This window comes from Streptomyces sp. NPDC006235, from assembly GCF_040613735.1.
In the GTDB taxonomy this organism is placed as follows: Bacteria; Actinomycetota; Actinomycetes; order Streptomycetales; family Streptomycetaceae; genus Streptomyces.
Genome location: NZ_JBEXSR010000013.1, coordinates 172,131 through 193,087, shown reverse-complemented (window position 1 = coordinate 193,087; position 20,957 = coordinate 172,131). Strand labels below are relative to the sequence as shown.

At 70.9% G+C, this 20,957-nt stretch carries 21 protein-coding genes; 12 read left to right on the top strand and 9 right to left on the bottom strand.

What is annotated here, in order from left to right:
* Positions 1 to 124: 124 nt before the first annotated feature.
* A complete protein-coding gene (locus tag ABZ192_RS18310) occupies positions 125 to 1,228 on the bottom strand; it encodes an ABC transporter substrate-binding protein (RefSeq protein ID WP_356925497.1) in 1,104 nt (367 codons plus the stop codon).
* Between the two features lie 409 nt (positions 1,229 to 1,637).
* Here ABZ192_RS18310 and ABZ192_RS18305 point away from each other — a divergent pair, with 409 nt between their 5' ends.
* Complete coding sequence (locus ABZ192_RS18305; RefSeq protein WP_356925496.1) at positions 1,638 to 2,936, top strand: FAD-binding oxidoreductase; 1,299 nt, start codon at positions 1,638 to 1,640, stop codon at positions 2,934 to 2,936.
* A 203-nt stretch (positions 2,937 to 3,139) separates the two neighbouring features.
* Positions 3,140 to 3,799, top strand: coding sequence for a GntR family transcriptional regulator (locus ABZ192_RS18300; protein WP_356925495.1), 660 nt, complete (start codon positions 3,140 to 3,142; stop codon positions 3,797 to 3,799).
* Positions 3,800 to 3,891: 92 nt separating this feature from the next.
* On the opposite strand, the gene ABZ192_RS18295 is transcribed toward ABZ192_RS18300, so the two are convergent.
* Genes ABZ192_RS18295 through ABZ192_RS18285 form a run of 3 tightly spaced genes read right to left on the bottom strand, consistent with a single transcriptional unit; the run spans position 3,892 to position 6,338 of the window.
* On the bottom strand, positions 3,892 to 4,626 hold the full coding sequence (locus ABZ192_RS18295) for an SDR family NAD(P)-dependent oxidoreductase (RefSeq protein WP_356925494.1): 735 nt from the start codon (positions 4,624 to 4,626) through the stop codon (positions 3,892 to 3,894).
* A 59-nt stretch (positions 4,627 to 4,685) separates the two neighbouring features.
* Positions 4,686 to 5,792, bottom strand: a complete 1,107-nt coding sequence (locus ABZ192_RS18290; RefSeq protein WP_356925493.1) for an alanine racemase — start codon at positions 5,790 to 5,792, stop codon at positions 4,686 to 4,688.
* A gap of 15 nt (positions 5,793 to 5,807) precedes the next feature.
* A complete protein-coding gene (locus ABZ192_RS18285) occupies positions 5,808 to 6,338 on the bottom strand; it encodes a RidA family protein (RefSeq protein WP_356925492.1) in 531 nt (176 codons plus the stop codon).
* Positions 6,339 to 6,501: 163 nt separating this feature from the next.
* Here ABZ192_RS18285 and ABZ192_RS18280 point away from each other — a divergent pair, with 163 nt between their 5' ends.
* The 3 genes from ABZ192_RS18280 to ABZ192_RS18270 all read left to right on the top strand — a co-directional run bounded on the left by ABZ192_RS18280 (position 6,502) and on the right by ABZ192_RS18270 (position 8,520).
* The gene (locus tag ABZ192_RS18280) at positions 6,502 to 7,182 is read left to right on the top strand and encodes a haloacid dehalogenase type II (RefSeq protein ID WP_356925491.1); all 681 of its coding nucleotides are present in this window, start codon (positions 6,502 to 6,504) and stop codon (positions 7,180 to 7,182) included.
* A gap of 133 nt (positions 7,183 to 7,315) precedes the next feature.
* On the top strand, positions 7,316 to 8,230 hold the full coding sequence (locus ABZ192_RS18275; RefSeq protein WP_356925490.1) for a HipA family kinase: 915 nt from the start codon (positions 7,316 to 7,318) through the stop codon (positions 8,228 to 8,230).
* The gene (locus ABZ192_RS18270; RefSeq protein ID WP_020271934.1) at positions 8,227 to 8,520 is read left to right on the top strand and encodes a SelT/SelW/SelH family protein; all 294 of its coding nucleotides are present in this window, start codon (positions 8,227 to 8,229) and stop codon (positions 8,518 to 8,520) included. Before ABZ192_RS18275 ends, ABZ192_RS18270 begins: the two co-directional genes overlap by 4 nt.
* A gap of 4 nt (positions 8,521 to 8,524) precedes the next feature.
* On the opposite strand, the gene aceB is transcribed toward ABZ192_RS18270, so the two are convergent.
* Positions 8,525 to 10,150 (bottom strand): malate synthase A, encoded by a 1,626-nt coding sequence (gene aceB / locus ABZ192_RS18265; RefSeq protein WP_356925489.1) that lies wholly within the window; start codon positions 10,148 to 10,150, stop codon positions 8,525 to 8,527.
* A 208-nt stretch (positions 10,151 to 10,358) separates the two neighbouring features.
* Positions 10,359 to 10,973 carry a nucleotidyltransferase family protein gene (locus ABZ192_RS18260; protein ID WP_356925488.1) on the bottom strand — a complete coding sequence of 205 codons (615 nt, stop codon included), beginning with the start codon at positions 10,971 to 10,973 and terminating at the stop codon, positions 10,359 to 10,361.
* A gap of 231 nt (positions 10,974 to 11,204) precedes the next feature.
* On the opposite strand from ABZ192_RS18260, the gene ABZ192_RS18255 reads away from it, so the two are divergent.
* The gene (locus ABZ192_RS18255) at positions 11,205 to 11,498 is read left to right on the top strand and encodes a DUF5955 family protein (RefSeq protein ID WP_356925487.1); all 294 of its coding nucleotides are present in this window, start codon (positions 11,205 to 11,207) and stop codon (positions 11,496 to 11,498) included.
* Between the two features lie 305 nt (positions 11,499 to 11,803).
* Here the strand turns inward: ABZ192_RS18255 and ABZ192_RS18250 are convergent, their stop codons facing one another.
* Positions 11,804 to 12,601, bottom strand: coding sequence for an IclR family transcriptional regulator (locus ABZ192_RS18250; protein ID WP_356925486.1), 798 nt, complete (start codon positions 12,599 to 12,601; stop codon positions 11,804 to 11,806).
* 163 nt (positions 12,602 to 12,764) lie between these two features.
* On the opposite strand from ABZ192_RS18250, the gene allB reads away from it, so the two are divergent.
* Together allB and alc are read left to right on the top strand one after the other, a co-directional pair.
* Positions 12,765 to 14,105, top strand: coding sequence for an allantoinase AllB (gene allB, locus ABZ192_RS18245; protein ID WP_356925485.1), 1,341 nt, complete (start codon positions 12,765 to 12,767; stop codon positions 14,103 to 14,105).
* A gap of 36 nt (positions 14,106 to 14,141) precedes the next feature.
* Complete coding sequence (alc, locus tag ABZ192_RS18240; RefSeq protein WP_356925484.1) at positions 14,142 to 15,257, top strand: allantoicase; 1,116 nt, start codon at positions 14,142 to 14,144, stop codon at positions 15,255 to 15,257.
* Positions 15,258 to 15,890: 633 nt separating this feature from the next.
* Here alc and ABZ192_RS18235 read toward each other — a convergent pair.
* Positions 15,891 to 16,676, bottom strand: a complete 786-nt coding sequence (locus ABZ192_RS18235; protein ID WP_356925483.1) for an SDR family oxidoreductase — start codon at positions 16,674 to 16,676, stop codon at positions 15,891 to 15,893.
* Between the two features lie 173 nt (positions 16,677 to 16,849).
* Between ABZ192_RS18235 and ABZ192_RS18230 the strand changes: the two genes are divergently transcribed.
* Complete coding sequence (locus ABZ192_RS18230; RefSeq protein ID WP_356925482.1) at positions 16,850 to 17,476, top strand: dihydrofolate reductase family protein; 627 nt, start codon at positions 16,850 to 16,852, stop codon at positions 17,474 to 17,476.
* Between the two features lie 152 nt (positions 17,477 to 17,628).
* Positions 17,629 to 18,024: a ribonuclease domain-containing protein gene (locus ABZ192_RS18225; protein WP_356925481.1), complete on the top strand. Its 396-nt coding sequence runs from the start codon at positions 17,629 to 17,631 to the stop codon at positions 18,022 to 18,024.
* A gap of 47 nt (positions 18,025 to 18,071) precedes the next feature.
* Here the strand turns inward: ABZ192_RS18225 and ABZ192_RS18220 are convergent, their stop codons facing one another.
* Positions 18,072 to 18,272 (bottom strand): hypothetical protein, encoded by a 201-nt coding sequence (locus ABZ192_RS18220; RefSeq protein WP_356925480.1) that lies wholly within the window; start codon positions 18,270 to 18,272, stop codon positions 18,072 to 18,074.
* A gap of 238 nt (positions 18,273 to 18,510) precedes the next feature.
* On the opposite strand from ABZ192_RS18220, the gene ABZ192_RS18215 reads away from it, so the two are divergent.
* Both ABZ192_RS18215 and ABZ192_RS18210 read left to right on the top strand, forming a co-directional pair.
* Positions 18,511 to 19,728 (top strand): histidine kinase, encoded by a 1,218-nt coding sequence (locus ABZ192_RS18215; protein WP_356925505.1) that lies wholly within the window; start codon positions 18,511 to 18,513, stop codon positions 19,726 to 19,728.
* A gap of 344 nt (positions 19,729 to 20,072) precedes the next feature.
* Positions 20,073 to 20,930 (top strand): hypothetical protein, encoded by an 858-nt coding sequence (locus ABZ192_RS18210; protein WP_356925479.1) that lies wholly within the window; start codon positions 20,073 to 20,075, stop codon positions 20,928 to 20,930.
* Positions 20,931 to 20,957: the final 27 nt, after the last annotated feature.

Sequence of the window (20,957 nt, the reverse complement as noted above, 5' to 3'; positions counted from 1 at the left end):
CGCCTCGTCGACCGCGACGACGTCCCCGTAGGTCTTGCGCAGGGCCACCACCGACAGCGCTTTGCCCGTCGCGGTGGGCAGCTTGCCACCGGCCATCTCCACGGCCGGTGCGGCGATACCGAATTCAGCCACGAGCCCACTCCAACCAGCGCTTGCTGACGGCCGCTTCGTTCTCGACCCACCAGTTGATGTCCGCGTCGAAGCCCTTGTCGTAGTACTGCGGCGCACCCGCGAGGGCATTGCGCTCCTCCTTGGTCAGCTTCTGGTAGGCCACCGGAGAAGACGGGTTGGAGGGATAGGCCTTGGCCACTGCGGCCTGGACCTCGGGGCGCAGCGAGTAGTCGAGGAGTTGGTAGGCGGTGTCGACGTGGGCCGCTCCCTTGGGGATGCTGAAGCCCGAGAACTGGCGGCGGGCACCGTTGAGTTGGGCCGCCACGGGGACGTTCTGCTTGGTCAGGTCGGCGAGCCGGCCGTGCCAGATGGTGGACATCGTCACTTCCTGGCGGCTGAGCAGCACACCCGGCAGCGGGCCGCTGTCCCAGAACTTCTTGATGTCGGGCCGGAGCCGGCTCAGCACCTTGAAGGCGCGGTCCACATCCAGCGGGTACAGCTTGTCCATCGGGACACCGTCGGCGAGCAGCGCGAACTCCAGTTCGGGCAGGTCGGCGTCCGGGTTACACATCGAGCGGCTGCCCTTGAACGCCCTGGTGTCCCAGAAGTCCGCCCAGGTCTCCGGCTTCTTCCCCCCGAAGGCATCGGTGCGGTACGCCATGCACTGGGCGTAGAAGCTGTGCGCGACCGCGTACTCGGTGACCTGACCATCGGCGATCTTCGCGCTTGTCAGGCTCTTGATCCGGTCGCGGTCCAGCTTGTCCAGGCCGCCCTGATTCCCGTACTTGACGAGCTCCTTCATCGAGTTGTTGATGAGGTCGAACTGGGGGCGGCCCTGCTTGATCTGGGCCAGCATCTGCGTGCCCTGGAGGTTGGTGACCTGGACGCTGATCCCGGTCTCCTGGGTGAACGGCGTGTAGATCGCCTTCTGGAGGGCCTGGCCGTAGGCGCCGCCGCTGTCGCGGACGACCACCGTCTTGCCGCCGCCCTTGGCGCTGCCGGACGAGGCCCGGCTGGTGCCGGTGCCGCAGGCCGCGAGGGAGGGCACGGCGGCGAGGGCGGCCAACCCGCCTGCTCCGCGCAGGAGCGCTCTCCGGCCGATCTGGGGATCACTCATGGCAAAACTCCTCGTCTAGGGGCGCATGGGACTGGCTGTGCGGGGATGGACTGAGAGGGATGCCCTGCGGCTGCACAAGGGTGGCGGGCTCCGTACCGGGGTGACGGTGAGCCCGTGCGTATCCGGGGAGATCGCCCGGCGGTGTTGGCGTGACCTCGAACCCGAGGGACGGCGATCACTGTCCGGAGGGGGCTTCGGGCCGCCTACAGCGCTATTTCGGGAAACGTCGCGCTAAAAGTGGCAAGAGAATGACACTCGGACTTGGGGGAGTCAAGGGATGCCTGCCGCCGTCGTGATCAACCTCAGTAACGCCAAGAAAGGGCACCCTAACCTCCTTTCTGCTAACTGTTGACAGCTGACAGAGTGCCATCTACGGTCGTGTCGAACAACCCCCGAGAAGGGACCATCGATGAGCGACCTGAGATTCAGGCCGGCCGACGTCTCCTACTGGCTGGACACCGCCCCGCAAGGGCCTGACCGTTGCGGGACCGAGGTGAGCGGGCACGTGGACGTGGCGGTGGTCGGGGCAGGCCTGACCGGGCTCTCCGCGGCCCTCCATCTCGCCCGCAAGGGAGCGAAGGTCGCGGTCCTGGAGAAGGACACCGTGGCCTTCGGCGCGTCGGGCCGCAACGGCGGCATGGCCACCACGGGGCTGTCGATCGGCACCCGCGACGCGATCGCCCGCTACGGCTTCGAGACCGCGCGGCGGTACCTCGAGACCTACCACGACGCGGTCGACACCATCGAGAAGCTGGTCGCCGACGAGAGCATCGACTGTGACTTCGCCCGTTCGGGCAAGCTGGTCCTGGCGTCCAAGCCGGCTCACTTCGAAGGCCTGCGCAAGACCCACGAGCTGTCCGACCGGATCGGGCTCGACAAGACACGCCTGGTACCCAGGAGCGAGATCCACTCGGAGATCGGCTCCGACCTCTACCACGGCGCGATGGTCGACACCAAGAGCGCCGGACTGCACGTCGGCAAGTACACCCGTGGCCTGGGCGAGGCCGCGGCCCGGGCGGGCGCTCAGATCCACGAGAAGGCACCGGTCGAGCAGGTCCGGCGGCTGGGCGGCACCCGGCACGAGGTGGTCACCGCGCGCGGGACCGTCCGGGCCGACCAGGTCCTCGTCGCGACCAGCGGCTACACCGGCCGGCCGTTCCGCTGGCTGCAGCGGAGGATCGCACCCGTCGGCAGCTTCATCATCGTGACCGAACCACTGGGCAAGGACCTCTGCGACCAGATCATGCCGACCCGGCGGATGGCGTCGACGTCCATGAACCTCCTGAACTACTTCCGGATCACACCGGACCACCGGTTGCTGTTCGGCGGCCGCGCCCGGTTCGCCATGTCCGGCCCGCAGTCGGACGCGAAGAGCGGCCGCATCCTGCACAAGGCGATGACCGAGGTCTTCCCGCAGCTCTCGCGCACCCGCGTCGACTACTGCTGGGGCGGCCTGGTCGACATGACCATGGACCGGATGGTGCACGCCGGCGAGCAGGACGGGCTGTTCTACTCGGTCGGCTACTCCGGCCACGGCGTCCAGATGGCCACGTACATGGGCAAGCAGATGGCGGAGTACATGGACGGGACGACGGACGCCAACCCCTGGCGCGACCTGTCCTTCCCGCGGATACCCGGCCACTTCGGCCCGCCGTGGTTCCTGCCCTTCGCAGGTGCCTACTACAAGTTCAAGGACCTCATCGCCTAAGGAATCAAACTCAGGGCCTGCGGTCTTCCTCGCCGACCCCGGCATTAGCATGATCGGACAGGGCCTGGATGCGAAGAAGAAGAGCGGACGCAAGCGCGCAGCGTTCAGGGCGCTGCGCCGCGGGCCGTGACCGACGAGAGGGAAGCCCTGTGAGTGAAGAGCCTGCAAGGCCCATCCGCCTGCCTCGCGAGACGTTCGCCTCGATGGTGCTCGAACGCCTCCGGGAGGACATCATCGACGGCACCCTCGCCGCCGGCACACAGCTGAGCGAGGTGGAGCTGGCCAAGAGCTTCGGGGTGAGCCGTGGGCCGATCCGTGAGGCGCTGCAGCGGCTGATCCAGGAGGGGCTGCTCCGCGGCGAGCCCCACCGGAGGGTCTCCGTCCCGGTGCTCACCAAGGAGGACATCACCGACATCTACCTGGCTCGTACGGCCCTGGAGTCCGCCGCGGTGCAGTCCATCATCGCCTCCGGCAAGGCGGAGGAGACGTACAAGGAACTGGACAGGAACGTGCGGGCGGAGGCCGCCGCCGAGGCGGCCGGCGACTGGCAGACGGCGGAGAAGTACGACCTGGAGTTCCACACCATCCTGGTCGCCGCCTCCGGCAGCCAGCGACTCCAGCGCATGTTCAGCACGTTGATCTCCGAGACCCGCCTGTGCATGGGCGCCCTCACCGCCGGGGGGGCCCGGCACGATCCGAAGGCCCCCACCCCGGGCGAGGTCACTCACCGCCAGATCAGCGAGCTGATCCGCGACAGCGACACCGCGGGCGCCCTGGCAGCTCTGAAGAAGCACTTCGACGACTCGGTGGTGACCCTGGCCGGCCGGGACAGCGAGGGCAGGCAGGCGCCGCCTGCGGAGTAGTGACGCGGGGAGCCCGCGCGCACCGGGAGTAGGCGCATGCACGCCACCCCGATGAGGCGCTGCTCCCCGCTGTCCCCTGCCCCACCCTGCTGTCAGAAGGCGGTGTAGCCGCCGTCCACGGGGAGAACCGCTCCGGTGATGTAGGACGACTCGGGCGAGGCGAGGAACAGGACCGCGTTCGCGATCTCCTCCGGGGTGGCGAGGCGCTGGAGCGGTATCTGGGCCTCGCGCTGACGCCGGTAGGCCTCGGGGTCGGCCCGGCGCTGGAACGACGCCTCGATGACGGGCGTGACGGTCAGGCCCGGAGCGACGACGTTGACGCGGATGTTGCGCGGAGCCCATTCGATGGCCGCTCCCTTGGCCAGCATGATGAGGCCTCCCTTGGCGGCCGAGTACAGCACTTCGTCAGGCTTGCCCACCATGCCGAGCCGTGAGCCGACACAGACGAACGAGCCGCCCGCTTCGGGCATGAGCGGCGCGAAGTGCTTCATCACCAGGAACGCGCTGAGCAGGTTGCTGTGGAGCACGTTCTTCGCGTCCTCGTACGTCATCTCGGTGAGCGGGCTGCTGACCTGCAGGCCGTGGTTGAGGACGACGACGTCGACGGTTCCGACGGTGTCGGCGGCCCGTTGTGCCAGGCGCGCGACGAACGCCTCGTCGTTGAGGTCACCGGAGACGTACAGGTCGTCGGGCCGGGCGGTGTCCAGTCGTTCCCTGCGGCCGGTGAGGAGCAGCCGTGCGCCCTCGCTGCGGAAGCGGGAGCCGACCGCCTCCCCGATTCCGCTGCCGGCTCCGGTCACCAGCGCCGTGAGCTTGTCGAGTCTCATCCTCAGTCACTCTTTTCTGTGTCGGGCAAGGGGGCGGGAGGGCAGTGCTGTGAGGCCGCTCAGCTGAGGAGCCCCCGGGCCGCGACCGGCCACCACCGAGGCATCGTGCCCTGCGAGTCGGTCACGAGCAGCTCCTCGAAGTTGTTCACGACCGGGCACACGTGGTTGGGCACCATCGGGAGCACGGTTCCGACGCCGGGCCGCTGCTCCTCGGGGGGCACGGTGAGAAAGCCGTGGTACTCGTTGAGCTTGGACAGCACGGCCTTCGTGCCGGCGATCTGGCCGTACCCGCGCCGCGGGTCGCCGTCCCGGCCGAGGGCCTTGGTGCCGACGTCGAGGATGACCTGGCCCGGAACCCGGTCGCTGACGACCGTGGCCGCGACGAACAGCGCGATCTGGTCCTCGTCACAGGCACCGAGCCGAGTGTTGTCCATGTCGCAGAAGACGTACTCGCCCGGACGGATCTCGGTGATCAGGCTGTTGGTGGAGAACGCGACCGTGGGCGTGGAGCCCGCACTCACCACTTCGGCGCTCACCCCGACGCCGGCGAAACTGCGCACCGCGGTGGCCAGAGCGACCTCCTGGTCCCGCGCGGCGAGCGCGCGAACGTCCGGGCCGGAGCTGCCGTGACCCGGGTAGGTGTAGACGCCCACGGGGACCAGCCCACGCTTCCGGGCGGCGAGGGCGAGATCACCCGCGGCCTCGGGCGGCGCACCCGACCGGCCGGCTCCGCAGTCGACCTCGACCACGATCTCGAGCCGTTCCGGCTCGTCACCCATCGCGTCGGCGAGGGCCTCGATGGCCGCGACGTTGTCGGCCCCCACGCGCAGCCGGGTGGTCGCGGCGAGCGAGCGGATCCGCTCTCCCTTGGTTCCCGCAGGCCAGACCGGGTAGGCGAGGAAGATGTCGTCGAAGCCCGCGCCGGCGAAGACCTCCGCCTCACCGACGGTGCCCGCGGTGATCCCGACGGCCCCCGCCTCGACCTGGAGCCTCCCGATCTCCACGCACTTGTGCGTCTTGACGTGAGGCCTGACCCGCAAGTCGTGCTGGGCGGCGAATCCCTGCATCCGGTCGATGTTCCGCTGCACGACGTCGATCAGCACGATGGGAACGGGTGTGTCCACCCGCTCGACCAGTGCGTCGAGTGCTCGTTGAAGCCGGTGCACGCTGCGCTCCTCTGATCAAGGGTGGGAAGGGGAAGGGAGGGCGTTCGTCCCGGCGTCCTCGGACGAACGAGTCGCTCCCGTCGTGCAGACCATCTGGATCTCGACAGGACTGTTGCGCGGCAGTCCGGCGACACCGATCGCGGTACGGGCGTGCCGCCCGTTCTCGCCGAGCACCTCGAAGAGCAGGTCGCTCGCCGCGTCGGCGACCCGCGACTGCTCACCGAAGTCCGGCGTACTGGCGACGAAGACCAGCATCTGCACGATCCGGACGCGGTCCAGGCCGCCCACCGCCTCCGCGGCGGCGGCGAGGCAGTTCACCACGGCTTGACGCGCCAGGCCCCGCGCGGCCTCCGTCCCGACGTCCCGGCCGACGATGCCCTGCCCCAGCAGCACACCGTCCCTGTAGGGCAGTTGCCCCGACACGTAGACGCTGGAGCCGACCGAGCGGTGGTTCACATACGTCGTGTCGCTGCCGACCGGGGGAAGCGTGAAGCCGAGGGCCTCGAGGCGCTCCGAAGCCGAACCGGATGGCGTGCTGGTTTCCACTGGTCCTCCTGTGCGTCCAGGCGCCCCACACGAGGCAGCCGGCGGGAGCGACAGTAGGACGAGCTCTGAAAACTGTCAACAGTTTGCTGTTTACACTCCCTGGCCGTATGGTCGACCATCGACAGCCGGGTGGCTGCGCCCGTGACCGATCACTGGAGGAACCGTGAGATTCGAGAGCAAGCCGAAGTTCGTCGCGTTCGACATGAACGGGACGCTGATCCACTTCCGTATCAACGAGGTGATCCGCCGGGTCCTGGGCGACCGCCTCCCGGCCGAGATCGCCGACGACTTCCTGAAGACCGGCAACCAGTACCGGATCGACGAGTGCCTGGGCGCGTACCAGCCGTTCCACCAGGTCGTCGCCCACTCGCTGGAGCGGACCATGCGCAGGTTCGGCCTGGAGTACCGCGAGGGCGACGGTCAGGCGGTGTACGAGGAGATCCCCACGTGGGGCCCGTACCCCGGTGTCAGCCAGGCGCTGCGGCGCCTGGCCGAGGAGTACCCCCTGGTGATCGTGACGAACTCCGACGACGTGCATGCGAAGCGCCTCGTGGAGAACCTCCAGGCCCCGTTCGAGGTCGTGATCACCGCCGAGGAGATGGGCGTCTACAAGCCACGGCTCCGTGCGTTCGAGTACACGCTGGACAAGCTCGGCGTGGCACCCGACGAGATCGTGTGGGTCTCTGCGAGCCCGAAGTACGACCTGCGCACCGCCGCCACCATAGGCATCAAGAACAAGGTGTACATGGACCGCGGCTTCGAGCACGACGAGCACTGGCTCGGCTACCAGCGGATCACCGACATCGCCGACCTGCCCGTCCTTCTCGGCCTGCCCCGCCCTTGACGGGAAAGGCGACCACGGGAGACAAGGCGACGGGAGCGGGGCGTCTCACCTTCCTCGTCAGCGATCACCCTCGGTTACTATGCTCACTTCACGCCGGAGGCCGGACGTAGTAAGGGGCGGGTGACCAGAGGGCATGCTGAGAGAGGTCACGGCGACCCGCTACGTCGCACCCCTGACGTCCGGCGGCTCCGTCCCCGGCATCGTCGAGGCCGACGACCTGGGCACCTACGTCGTGAAGTTCACCGGCTCCGCGCAGGGCCGCAAGGCGCTGGTCGCCGAGGTGATCGTGGGGGAGCTGGCCCGTGCCCTCGGGCTGCGCTTCCCCGAGCTGGTGCTGGTGCACTTCGCCCCGGCGATCGCCCGGGACGAGCCGCATCAGGAGGTGCGAGACCTGCACGCGGCCAGCGCGGGCGTGAACCTCGGCATGGACTACCTGCCGGGCGCCCGGGACTTCACGCCGGAGGTCGCGCAGGTCTTCCCCGTCGATCCCCTGGAGGCGGGGAGGATCGTCTGGCTCGACGCCCTGACCGTGAACGTGGACCGCACGGTGCACAGCTCCAACCTGATGGTCTGGCCCACCCTGGGCGTCGCACCCCCGCGCCTGTGGCTGATCGACCACGGTGCCGCGCTCGTCTTCCACCACCGCTGGGACGGCACCGACCCCGCCAAGGCCTACGACTTCCGGCACCACGCCCTCGGCCACTACGGGCCCGACGTGCGGGCCGCCGACGCCGAGCTCGCTCCCCGGGTGACCGAGGAACTGCTGCGCCGGATCCTGGCGGAGGTCCCGGACGCCTGGCTCGCGGACGAGCCGGGCTTCGCCGGCCCGCAGGAGGCACGCGAGGCGTACGTGACGTACCTCCACGCGCGCGTGCGGGCCTCCGGGGCCTGGCTGCCCACCGACTTCCCCGGCCGCGAGGAGCTCGCCGCCGAGGAGGCGCGCCGGGCGGCGCGCAGCCGGCAAGGACGCCCCGCGTGGCTCCGGCAGGTCCCCGACCTGCACGGCAAGCCCGCGGCAGAACAGGATTGGTCGGTGCACCTCGGATGAGTGGCCGTGTCGAGATCGAGTACTGCACCCAGTGCCGCTGGCTGCCCCGCGCGGCGTGGCTGGCGCAGGAGCTGCTGACGACCTTCGAGTCCGAGCTGACGGAGCTGGCGCTGAAACCGGGCACGGGCGGGGTGTTCGTCGTCCGCGTCGGCGACGAGGTCGTCTGGGACCGCCGCGAGCAGGGCTTCCCCGAGCCGACGGCCGTGAAGCGGGCCGTACGCGACCGAGTGGCCCCGGGAAAACCCCTGGGCCACTCGGACAAGCCGTCCGCCGAACCGTCCGCGGACTGAGTGGTCAGCCCTTGAGCTGCTCGTACGCCGGCAGTGTCAGGAAGTCGGCGTAGTCCTCGTCGAGGGCGACCGTCAGCAGCAGGTCGTGCGCCTGCTGCCAGTTGCCGGCCGCGAACGCCTCCTCGCCGATCTCGGCCTTGATGTTCGCCAGCTCCTCCGCGGCGACCTCGCGGGCCAGGTCGGCGGTGACCTGGTCGCCGTTGTCGAGGACGACGCCCGCGTTGATCCACTGCCAGATCTGGGAGCGGGAGATCTCGGCGGTGGCGGCGTCCTCCATCAGGTTGAAGATCGCGACCGCCCCGAGGCCGCGCAGCCAGGCCTCGATGTAACGGATGCCGACCTGCACGGCGTTGACCAGACCCGCGTACGTCGGCTTGGCGTCCAGCGAGTCGATCGCGATCAGGTCGGCCGCCTTGACGTCGACGTCCTCGCGCAGCCGGTCCTTCTGGTTGGGCTTGTCGCCCAGGACCTTGTCGAAGGACTCCATGGCGATCGGCACCAGGTCGGGGTGGGCGACCCAGGAGCCGTCGAAACCGTCGTTCGCCTCGCGGTCCTTGTCGGCGCGGACCTTCTCGAAGGCGACCTTGTTGACCTCCGCGTCCCGGCGGGACGGGATGAACGCCGCCATGCCGCCGATCGCGTGGGCGCCGCGCTTGTGGCAGGTGCGGACGAGGAGTTCGGTGTACGCGCGCATGAACGGGGCCGTCATCGTCACCGCGTTGCGGTCCGGCAGGACGAACCTGGCGCCGCCGTCCCGGAAGTTCTTGACAATGGAGAACAGGTAGTCCCAGCGGCCCGCGTTCAGCCCGGAGGCGTGGTCCCGCAGCTCGTAGAGGATCTCCTCCATCTCGTACGCGGCCGTGATCGTCTCGATCAGGACCGTGGCGCGCACGGTGCCCTGCGGGATGCCGAGGTAGTCCTGCGCGAAGACGAAGATCTCGTTCCAGAGGCGGGCCTCCAGGTGCGACTCCGTCTTGGGCAGGTAGAAGTACGGGCCCTTGCCCAGGCCCAGCAGACGCTTGGCGTTGTGGAAGAAGTACAGGCCGAAGTCGACGAGCGCGCCGGGCACGGGGGTGCCGTCCGCGTCGACGAGGTGACGTTCGTTCAGGTGCCAGCCGCGCGGGCGCATGACGACCGTGGCGAGTTCCTCGTTCGCCTTCAGGGCGTACGACTTGCCCGACTTCGGGTCCGTGAAGTCGATGTTCCGCGTGTAGGCGTCGATCAGGTTGAGCTGGCCGGAGACCACGTTCTCCCAGGTGGGCGCGGAGGCGTCCTCGAAGTCCGCGAGCCACACCTTGGCGCCCGAGTTGAGGGCGTTGATGGTCATCTTGCGGTCGGTGGGGCCGGTGATCTCCACCCGCCGGTCGTTCAGGGCGTCGGGGGACGGGGCGACCTTCCAGGAGTCGTCGGCGCGGATCGCGGCGGTCTCCGGGAGGAAGTCGAGGGTGGAGGTGCGGGCGATCTCGGCGCGGCGCTCGGCGCGGCGGGCGAGGAGTTCGTCACGCCGGGGCGTGAACCGCCGGTGCAGCTCGGCCAGGAAGGCGAGCGCCGCTTCGGTGAGGACCTCCTCCTGCCGGGGCAGGGGTTCGGCGTCGACGATGGCCAGCGGGGACGGCGCTGGTGCGGACATGAACGGTCACTTCCTTCAGCGAGCTGTGAAGACGAGCCGGCGGTTCGGCACCGGGTGCCAGTCTTCCCGGATACGGCGGTTCGACGCCCGCAGGAGCCTCGGGCGCTTCTGAACAGTGGATACTAGTTTCCTCATGGTGGAAGTTCAATCATCTGTTGATGTCGAGATTCTCCGGGTCGAGGAAAGGTGGCGCTCCGTGCCACCCCGCTCACTCAAGGTGGGTCAGATCGGCCTCGGTGTCGATGTCGAAGGGCCGGGCCACGTCCCCGCACTCCACGAGCGTGATCCCCGGTTCGCGCTCCTTCAGGTAGGCGCGTGCCCCCCGGTCCCCGGTCGCAGTCGCCGTGACACCGGCCCAGTGGGCGGCGCCGAACAGCACCGGATGGCCGCGCACCCCCTCGTACGCGGCCGACACCAGCGACTTCTCGTCCTCGTACGCGGTGAGCACCCGGGCCACCGCCTCCGGGCCGATGCCGGGCTGGTCGACGAGCGAGACCAGGGCGGCCGTCGCGCCCGTACCCGCGAGCGAGTCCAGCCCGGCCCGCAGGGACGTCCCCATGCCCTCTTCCCAGCCGGGGTTGGAGACCAGTACGCATCCCGGCAGTACGGCCCGGGCCCGGACCTCGTCCTCCCGTGCGCCCAGTACGACGTGGACCCGTTCGCAGCCGCCCTCGCGCAACACCCGCACCGCGTGCTCCACGAGAGGGCGTCCCCGGTGGGTGAGCAGTGCCTTGGGGCGCCCGCCGAGCCGCCGGCCGCCCCCGGCGGCCAGGAGTACTCCGGCAACCGCAGTCGTCCTTTTCGTCGTCTTGGGTGTCGTCATGGATCCTGCATACCGCACGACCTCGGACCGGAAAGTCACGCAGCGAAACAAGTCGATGACGCAATGGACTGGCGCCTGGTGGCCCGCGTCGTTTACTGTCGCCCGCACCGACCGGCCGGGCGGCCGACCGGCGCCCGGTGTGGGGGACTTCGCGTCGGAAGGGCACGCGCACGACGGAGTGCGAGGGGGAGGACTGTGTTGCGGAGCGTTGAGCAGAGGCGGCAGGGGTCTGTGACCGGCGGCGGCGAGGATCCGCGCGTGACGGAGCTGCGCTCCGCCGTCGCCCGGCTGCGCCGCCGGCTCGCCGCGCATCCCGGCGAGTTCGCGGACCGGACCATCGCCGAAGAGGAACTGGCCGCCCTGGACGCGATGGCGACCGACGGCACCCCGGAGATCCCGCGGCTGCGCCGCTCCCTCCTGCTGATCGCGGGCGCGATCGGCTCGGTGAGCGCGCTCTCCCCGGAACTGACGGAGGTCCGCCACGCCGTCGACCTCTTCGGAGGGCCGGTGCGGGGGCAGGGCTAGGGCCTGTCGTTTGGATCACGCCGCAGAAGCGGGGTCTGGCACGCGCATCTGCGGCGTTGTCGTCGGTTGCCGATGCTCCGCATCGACGCCCTCCTCCGCCTTGCATCTGCACGCACCAGACCCCGCTCACCGGCGCTGATCAGCACTGTCGGTTCCCTGCGACCTGATCCAAACGACAGGCCCTGGAGCTGGCGGTCCTGGGGTGAAAGACGCCTCGGTCCCTCACTGTCCCGCGGTGGGCGGGTGTCCGTCCGGTCCGGCGCTGGACATGTGTCCGTCCGGATGTCCGGACAGGGGCGTCGGTGCTACGCGGGGCTCTGGGTGGCCAGGGCTTCGGACAGTTCGCCCGCGACCTGCTGGAGCACCGGCACGATCTTCTCCGTCGCCGCCTCCGTGACCCGACCCGCCGGGCCGGAGATGGAAATGGCCGCGGCGGTGGGGGAGTCGGGCACCGAGACCGCCAGGCAGCGGACGCCGATCTCCTGCTCGTTGTCGTCGATCGCGTAGCCCTGCCGGCGCACGTCCTCCAGTGCCGCGAGGAACCCGTCGGGCGTCGTGATGGTCTTCTCCGTCGCGGCGGGCATGCCCGTGCGGTTGAGCAGGGCGCGCACCTCCTCCGGCGGGAAACCGGCGAGCAGGGCCTTGCCCACGCCCGTGGAGTGGGGCAGCACGCGCCGGCCGACCTCCGTGAACATCCGCATCGAGTGCTTCGACGGCACCTGCGCCACGTAGACGATCTCGTCCCCGTCCAGCAGCGCCATGTTCGCCGTCTCGCCGGTCTCCTCGACCAGCCGGGCGAGATAGGGCCGCGCCCAGGTGCCCAGCAGCCGGGCGGCGGACTCGCCGAGGCGGATCAGGCGCGGGCCGAGTGCGTACCGGCGGTTGGACTGCTGCCGTACGTACCCGCAGGCCACCAGCGTGCGCATCAGACGGTGGATCGTGGGCAGCGGCAGTCCGCTGCTCGCGGACAGCTCGCTCAGGCCGACCTCGCCGCCCGCGTCCGCCATCCGTTCGAGCAGGTCGAAGGCGCGCTCCAGGGACTGGACCCCGCCGTTGGCGGAGGACCGGGCGGAGTCGGTGGTGCTGGCGCTGGGGGTCGGCACGGCGCGTTCCTTTCGGGTAGCATTTCGCTTCCCGGGATGTTAATTCCGCTTCGTGGAAAAGTCCAGGGGAGGGGTGCTGGTGTGCCCTGTAGCAGTGTGCCCTTGACGGGGCTGGAACGGGAGTGAAGACTCCTTCAACAGAACGTTGAAGAAAGGGGTTCGGGTGTCCGACGCTGAACTGGTGCTTCGCTCGACGCGTGTCATCACTCCCGAGGGGACCCGCGCCGCCTCGGTCGCGGTCGCCGCCGGCACGATCACGGCCGTCCTGCCGTACGACGCGCCCGTACCGGAGACCGCCCGCCTGGAGGACCTGGGCGACCACGTCCTGCTGCCCGGCCTGGTCGACACCCACGTACACGTCAACGACCCCGGCCGCACCGAGTGGGAGGGCTTCTGGACCGCCACCCGCGCCGCCGCGGCCGGCGGCATCACGACCCTCGTCGACATGCCCCTCAACTCCCTCCCGCCCACCACGACCGTCGCGCACCTGCGGACCAAGCAGCAGGTCGCCGCCGACAAGGCGCACATCGACGTCGGCTTCTGGGGCGGCGCCCTGCCGGACAACGTCAAGGACCTGCGCCCGCTGCACGAGGCCGGCGTCTTCGGCTTCAAGGCGTTCCTGTCGCCGTCCGGAGTCGACGAGTTCCCGCACCTCGAACGGGACCCGCTCGCCCGCACCATGGCCGAGATCGCCGCCTTCGACGGCCTCCTCATCGTGCACGCAGAGGACCCCCACCGCCTCGCCTCCGCCCCGCAGCAGCCCGGCCCCAGGTACGCCGACTTCCTCGCCTCCCGCCCCCGCGACGCCGAGGACACCGCCATCGCCCAGCTCATCCGCGAGGCGAAGGCCCTCCACGCGCGCGTGCACGTGCTCCACCTGTCCTCCAGCGACGCCCTGCCGATGATCGCCGAAGCGAGGGCGGAGGGCGTCCGCATCACCGTGGAGACCTGCCCCCACTACCTGACCCTCACCGCCGAGGAAGTCCCCGACGGCGCCAGCGAGTTCAAGTGCTGCCCGCCGATCCGCGAGGCCGCCAACCAGGACCTGCTCTGGCAGGCGCTGGCCGACGGCACCATCGACTGCGTCGTCACCGACCACTCCCCGTCCACGGCCGACCTGAAGACCGACGACTTCGCGACCTCCTGGGGCGGCATCTCCGGACTCCAGCTGAGCCTGCCGGCCGTGTGGACCGAGGCCCGCAGACGCGGGCACGGCCTGGAGGACGTCGTCCGCTGGATGTCCACGCGGACGTCCGAACTCGTCGGGCTCGACGACCGCAAGGGCGCCATCGCGGCGGGCCGCGACGCCGACTTCGCCGTCCTCGCCCCCGACGAGACCTTCACCGTCGACCCGGCGGCCCTCCAGCACCGCAACCGCGTCACGGCGTACGCCGGCAAGACCCTGTACGGCGTCGTGAAGTCCACCTGGCTGCGCGGGCAGCGCATCGTCGCGGACGGCGAGTTCACCGAACCGAAGGGGCGACTCCTCACCCGAACCAACTGATCCCCATCCCGGACTCGAAAGGCAGACCTGATCACCGTGACGGCGATTCCCAGCTTCACCGGCGACGCGAACCCCTACGGAGGCGGCGACCCGTACGCGGACTACCGCACCGCCGACTTCCCCTTCACCCAGTACGCCAACCTCGCCGACCGGCGTCTCGGGGCCGGTGTCATCGCCGCCAACGACGAGTTCTTCGCCCAGCGCGAGAACCTGCTGGTGCCCGAGCGCGCCGAGTTCGACCCCGAGCACTTCGGGCACAAGGGCAAGATCATGGACGGCTGGGAGACGCGCCGCCGCCGGGGCGCGTCGGGGGAGCACCCCTGGCCGACCGCCGAGGACCACGACTGGGCGCTGGTCCGCCTCGGCGCCCCGGGCGTGGTCCGCGGGATCGTCGTCGACACCGCGCACTTCCGCGGCAACTACCCGCAGGCCGTGTCCGTCGAGGGCACGTGCGTGCCGGGCTCCCCGTCGCCCGAGGAACTCCTCGGGGACGACGTGAAGTGGACGACCCTGGTCCCGCGCACCCCGGTCGGCGGCCACGCGGCGAACGGCTTCCCCGTCGCCGTCGAGCAGCGCTTCACCCACCTGCGGGTCAACCAGCACCCCGACGGCGGCATCGCCCGCCTGCGCGTGTACGGCGAGGTCGTCCCGGACCCCGCGTGGCTGGAGGTGCTGGGCACCTTCGACGTCGTCGCCCTGGAGAACGGCGGCCAGGTCGAGGACGCCTCCGACCTCTTCTACTCGCCCGCCACCAACACCATCCAGCCGGGCCGCTCCCGCAAGATGGACGACGGCTGGGAGACCCGGCGCCGCCGCGACCAGGGCCACGACTGGATCCGCTACCGGCTGACCGCCCAGTCCGAGATCCGCGCCCTGGAGATCGACACCGCGTACCTCAAGGGCAACAGCGCCGGCTGGGCCGCGGTGTCCGTGCGCGACGGCGAGGACGCCGAGTGGCGGGAGATCCTGCCCCGCACCCGCCTCCAGCCCGACACCAACCACCGCTTCGTCCTCCCGACCCCGGCCGTCGGCACGCACGCACGCGTGGACATCTTCCCGGACGGCGGCATCTCCCGCCTGCGCCTGTTCGGCTCCCTGACGAACGACGGCGCGCGTCGCCTCACGGCACGACACCAGGAACTGGGGGGCTGAACTCGCCCGCGCCGGGGGCGCGCCGAACCGACGGCACCGGGGCCCTGCCCCCCAGGACCACCGGCCTGACGGCACCGGTGCCTTCACACCCGGACGGCGCGCCGGCCGGACGGCGCGGGTGGTTTCGCAGGGGGGGCGCGCCGGCCTGGCGGCGTCGGTGGCTCTGCACCGGGGTGCGCCGACTTGCCGGCGCGGGTGGTTTCGCATGGGGGTGCGCCGGCCGCATGGCAGCGGTGGGCCTGTCCCAGGGGGCCTGGCTGACAGCGTCGGTGGCCTTGCACCAGGAGGGCGTCGGCCTGACAGCACCGGTGGTTTCTCACCGGGGCGCGCCGGACCGATGGCATCCGTGACCTGTACCGGGCACGCATGACCGACGGCACCGATAGGCCCGCCCCAGGACCACCGGCCTGACGGCACCGGTGGCGTCGCATCGGGGGCAGGCATGACCGACGGCGCCGGTGGGCTCGCCTCAGGACCACCGGCCTGACAGCGCCGGTGGCTTTGCACACCGGGAGTACGCACCGGCCCGACCGGACCCGTGGCCCCGCCCGAGGGGGACGCACCGGCCCGACCGGACCCGTGGCCCCGCCCCAGGGGGGGGCGCACCGGCTCGACCGCACCGGTGCGCCACGCTCACGCCGCGTGGCCGCCGTCCACGGCGAATTCCGCGCCGGTGACGTATGTCGCCCCCGCCAGGTACACCACCATCGACGCCACCTCGTCCGCCGTGCCGAAGCGCCCCAGCGCCGTCACCGCCGCCTGGCCGGCCGCGTGCGGGCCGTCCGCCGGGTTCATGTCGGTGTCGATCGGCCCGGGATGGACGAGGTTCGCCGTGATGCCGCGCCCGCCCAGCTCCCTGGCGAGGGCCTTGGTCAGACCGGCCAGGGCCGCCTTGCTCGTCGCGTAGAGCGTCCCGCCGGGCCCGGGCACGCGCTGGGCCATGCAACTGCCGATCGTGATGATCCGCCCGCCCTCGGGCATGCGCGCGGCGGCGGCCTGGGAGGCCAGGAAGACCCCGCGCACGTTGACGGCGAGGACCCGGTCCACGTCCGCGAGCGACAGGGTTTCCAGCGGCCCGAGCACCCCGACGCCCGCGTTGTTCACCAGGACGTCGAGGCCGCCCAGCGCCTCGGCCGCCGCGCTCACGGCACCGGCCGCCTCGGCGGCGTCCGCCGCGTCCGCGCGTACCGCCACCGCCCGGCGCCCCAGCGCCTCCACGGCCCGTACGACCTCCTCGGCCGCCTCCTTGCCGTTCACATAGCCGACCGCCACGTCCGCGCCCTCCCGGGCCAGCCGCAGAGCCGTCGCCGCGCCGATGCCACGGCTCGCGCCGGTCACGAGAGCCACCTTGCCGCCGAGATTTCCTTCAGAAGTGCCGAGATTTCCTTGAGAAGTGCTGAGAGTTGCTTGAGAAGTCATGGGTCCATCCCAGCGGTGGGGCGGACCCGACGCTGGCGGTGAACGGACGTCGACGTGGGCTCCTCCGGCCCCGCACCGCGGGGAGCCGTACGGACGAGCGATGAGTTGCGGGGGCCCACGGGGTCTGAACCGATGAACACAGACCCGACCGTTCCAGAAGAAGGGCACCCGCCATGGGCAAGCTCGTCTCCACCCTCTTCGTCACCCTCGACGGCGTCTACCAGGCCCCCGGCGGCCCGCACGAGGACACCCGCGGCGGCTTCACGCACGGCGGCTGGAGCTTCCCGTACGCCGACGAGGACTTCGGCCGGTTCATCGACGAGGTCTTCACCCGCCCGCGTGCCTTCCTGCTCGGGCGCCGGACGTACGACATCTTCAGCACGTTCTGGCCGAAGGTGACCGACCCCGCCGATCCGGTCGCCTCACAACTCAACGCACTGCCGAAGTACGTCCCGTCCTCGACGCTCAAGGACCCCGGGTGGGCGGGCACCACCGTGCTCACCGGCGACCTCGCCAAGGAGGTCACGGCGCTGAAGGAGCGCACCGACGGCGAGATCCAGGTGCACGGCAGCGGCGCCCTCGTCCGGTCCCTGCTGACGCACGGCCTCGTCGACTCGCTCCACCTGCTGACCTTCCCGGTCGTGCTCGGCACCGGGTTCCGCCTGTTCCCGGAGGGCGCCGTACCGACCGCCTTCCGGCACGCCGGAGGCAGTGTCACCAGCACGGGCGTCGCGATCGCGACGTACGAGGTGGCGGGCCGCCCGCAGTACGGCGAGTACACGCTGCCGGAGAACGCGTAGCCGTCCCGCCCCGGCGCCCTCGCCGGCCCTGGTGAACAGCGCACGAGGGCGCCTGAGGGCAGGTTAACTTCCCGCGAACTCATCGGACTTGACGGGAAAATCTCCGCGCTTGTCATTGACATGCCACTGTCTACGCGCGTCATCATGAGCGCATGAATTTCCCCCCACGCGCCTCGCGGCTCGGCGCAGCAGCCGCCCTCCTGTCCGCGCTCCTCGTCGGCGGTACCGTCTCCGCCACCACGGCCGACGCGGCCCCCACCGCCGTCGGCAGCATCTGCTACAGCGATCTGCCGTCCCAGGCCCACGACACCCTCGACCTGATCGAGCAGGGCGGCCCCTTCCCGTTCGAGCAGGACGGCACCGTCTTCCAGAACCGGGAAGGCATCCTGCCGAGCCAGTCGTCCGGCTACTACCACGAGTACACGGTCATCACCCCGGGCTCCTCCACGCGCGGTGCACGGCGCATCGTCACCGGTGAGGAGAACCGGGAGGACTACTACACGGCCGACCACTACGAGTCGTTCGACCTGGTCGACTACGGCTGCTGAGCCGGGCGGCCGCGTCCGGAACGCCCGCCGGAGGTCCGCCCGGAAGCTCAGGCGGACTTCCGGCTCCCGGCCGCCGCGAACAGGGCGACGCCCAGCACGAGCAGGGTGACGCTCGCGTAGATCTCGTAGCCGTCGAGGAACCCCAGTCGTTGCACGAGGCCCCACTTCCAGTCGGTGAACTCGTGCACCAGGCCCGCCACGCCCTGCACGAGGGCGAGGAAGCCGAGAATCTCCAGCACCTGCTTCATGGAAAACAGCCTCACCCCGCGGACCCCCCACGCACATCGGCCGCGGGGCGGGCGTCCGTCGGACGGAAGTCCCTCTTCCGGTCCGGCCGGCCGCGCCGAAAGTCTGCGATGCGGTGACTTTGGTCGACGATTCCGGCCGGGGTGAGGTGAACGGGCCCGGGCCTGCGTAGATTTGCCGACCGTGAGTGGTGACGACGCGGGGCAGGCCTCCCCGGTACTGACGGGCGAGACACCTGCGCTGTTCACCGGGCGCAGATGGTTCATCCCCTCCGCCCTGCTGCACGAACTCGACCCCGACGCCGCGCGGGCCGGGCGAAGGCCCCGGCGCACCGCCCGCGACTGGGTCGTCGACTTCTCCTGCTTCGTCCTGGCCGTGCTGGTGGGCGCGGCCGCCATAGAGGCGCTCAACGACAACCCCCATGTCCCGGAGGGGCTGGCCGTCGTCGACCAGTTGATCGGGGCGCTGGCCTGCGCGGCCGTCTGGCTGCGCCGCCGCTGGCCGCTGGGGCTGGCCGTGGCCATGACGGTCGTCACCTTCGTCTCGGACACGGCGGGCGGGGCGGGGCTGATCGCCCTGTTCACCCTCGCCGTGCACCGCCCCTTCCGGTACGCGGCCTGGGTGGGCGGCATCAACGCGGCCGTCACGCCGCTGTACTACTGGGTGCGGCCCGACGCTGACGTCCCCTACCCGGTGAGCGTGGTCATCGCCGTACTGCTCACGGTGGCGATCGTCGGCTGGGGCATGTTCGTACGGGCCAAGCGGCAGCTCATGGTGAGCCTCAGGGACCGGGCCCGGCGGGCCGAGACGGAGGCCCGGCTGCGGGCCGAGCAGGCGCAGCGGCTCGCCCGTGAGGCCATCGCGCGGGAGATGCACGACGTGCTCGCGCACCGGCTGACCCTGCTGAGCGTGCACGCGGGCGCCCTGGAGTTCCGGCCCGACGCGCCCCCGGCGGAGACGGCGCGGGCGGCGGGTGTGATCCGGGAGAGCGCGCACGAGGCCCTCCAGGACCTGCGCGAGATCATCGGCGTTCTGCGGGCGGGGGAGCCGGACGACACGGGGCGGCCGCAGCCGACGCTGGCGGCGCTGGACACGCTGGTCGCCGAGTCGCGTGAGGCCGGCATGAAGGTGGCCCTCGACCAGCGGGTCGACGACGCCGCCGCCGTTCCGGCGTCCGTCGGCCGCACTGCGTACCGGATCGCCCAGGAGGGGCTGACCAACGCCCGCAAGCACGCGCCCGGCACGGAGGTCACGGTGACCGTCACCGGCGGACCGGGCGCCGGGCTCAGCATCTCCGTGCACAACCCGCCCCCCGAGGGCGAGGTACCACCGGTCCCCGGCTCGGGCCAGGGCCTCATCGGCCTGACGGAACGGGCGACCCTGGCGGGCGGCCGCCTGGAGCACGGCCACACGCCGGAGGGCGGGTTCGAGGTACGGGCGTGGCTGCCGTGGGGCTGAGGCGCGGCCTCGCGGATCCTTCCCCATGACCCCCTGCCCTGAACGGAGTTGACTTGGCCGGGGCGATGGCTGATGTTTGTGCGGCCTTCAGCGCCGCGCGTAACGGAAGGAACCTGCACGTGAGTTTCGGGGGACCCACCAATCCGTACCAGCCACCGGGGCCGCCGAACGGCGGCCCGTACCCACCGCCTCCGGCCAACGGCCCCTACGTACCACCGCATTACCTGCCGCCTCAACCGGGCCCGGCGCCGTACGGCTACCCACACCCCCAGCCGTACCCCCCGCATCCGTACCCGTACGTCCCCCAGCCGGGTCCGGGCACCCGGGGCCCGGGGTGGGGTGGTGTGCGCGGTGGTGAATGGCCGTCCGTGCGGGCGCTGTTGCGGCAGGGGCAGCCGCGGATCTCCGGCTGCATGTGGCTGGTGCTGCTCGCTCCGTGCACCTGGTTCGCGGTCCTGCCGCTCATGCTGTGCTACTCCTACGCGCGCTCGGCCCGCGTCCGGGCCCACCGGCTGTACCCGCGCACGCACGGGGCCGTCGACGACCGGCATGTGACGCGCGTGCAGAAGGTGCGGGCCTGGACCGCCGCCGCCATGTCCCTGCTGCTGCTCGCCGTGTACGGCAAACCGGAGGACGTCGCCGAAGTCCAGGAGCAGTACATGATGAGGCTGGTGGTCACCCCGCCCCTGCTGCTCCTGAGCGCCCCCGTCGTGATCGCGGTGCTGTTCCGGTGGGCGTCGGCGCAGACCAGATCGGCCATGCGGGTACGGGTACGGGCGGCCCTGCGGTCGGCCGGCTGGTACGTCGGTGCCGTGACGGCCGTGCCCCTGCTCGGCGGGGCGATCGTCCTGCTCGGCCAGAACCGGACGCCCTCCTCCGCTTCGCCGGGCGCCGTACCGTGGCTCATCCTCGCGGCCGCCCTGCCCCTGGCCTGGCTCCTGTTCTTCGTGGGCTTCGCCACCGGCCCGGCCATCCGCACCGGCTTCAACACCGCGGCCGTGCACGCCGCGCTCCCCGCTCTGCTGACCGGCACGCTGGTGTGGGAGTTCGCCGCCATCAGTCTGCTCGCGGGCGGCCTGCCGCCCGGGCCGCCGGTGATCCAGGCCCTCGCCGTCATCGGCGGTCCCGCCTCGGTGACGGCGGTGGTCTGGTGGGAGATCAGCCGCCTGCGAACCCGGTACGGGGTAGCGCTGCGCGCCTGAGCCCGCGGCCCCTCAACGCACCGTTCC

Excerpts from the sequence above, each read along its gene's own strand:
- ABZ192_RS18305 (WP_356925496.1), top strand. The coding sequence starts at position 1,638 with ATGAGCGACCTGAGATTCAGGCCGGCCGACGTCTCCTACTGGCTGGAC.
- ABZ192_RS18235 (WP_356925483.1), bottom strand. The coding sequence starts at position 16,676 with ATGACTTCTCAAGCAACTCTCAGCACTTCTCAAGGAAATCTCGGCACT.
- ABZ192_RS18230 (WP_356925482.1), top strand. The coding sequence starts at position 16,850 with ATGGGCAAGCTCGTCTCCACCCTCTTCGTCACCCTCGACGGCGTCTAC.
- ABZ192_RS18270 (WP_020271934.1), top strand. The coding sequence starts at position 8,227 with ATGAGTGGCCGTGTCGAGATCGAGTACTGCACCCAGTGCCGCTGGCTG.
- ABZ192_RS18225 (WP_356925481.1), top strand. The coding sequence starts at position 17,629 with ATGAATTTCCCCCCACGCGCCTCGCGGCTCGGCGCAGCAGCCGCCCTC.
- ABZ192_RS18260 (WP_356925488.1), bottom strand. The coding sequence starts at position 10,973 with ATGACGACACCCAAGACGACGAAAAGGACGACTGCGGTTGCCGGAGTA.
- ABZ192_RS18295 (WP_356925494.1), bottom strand. The coding sequence starts at position 4,626 with ATGAGACTCGACAAGCTCACGGCGCTGGTGACCGGAGCCGGCAGCGGA.
- ABZ192_RS18300 (WP_356925495.1), top strand. The coding sequence starts at position 3,140 with ATGGTGCTCGAACGCCTCCGGGAGGACATCATCGACGGCACCCTCGCC.
- aceB (WP_356925489.1), bottom strand. The coding sequence starts at position 10,150 with ATGTCCGCACCAGCGCCGTCCCCGCTGGCCATCGTCGACGCCGAACCC.
- ABZ192_RS18310 (WP_356925497.1), bottom strand. The coding sequence starts at position 1,228 with ATGAGTGATCCCCAGATCGGCCGGAGAGCGCTCCTGCGCGGAGCAGGC.
- ABZ192_RS18275 (WP_356925490.1), top strand. The coding sequence starts at position 7,316 with ATGCTGAGAGAGGTCACGGCGACCCGCTACGTCGCACCCCTGACGTCC.
- ABZ192_RS18220 (WP_356925480.1), bottom strand. The coding sequence starts at position 18,272 with ATGAAGCAGGTGCTGGAGATTCTCGGCTTCCTCGCCCTCGTGCAGGGC.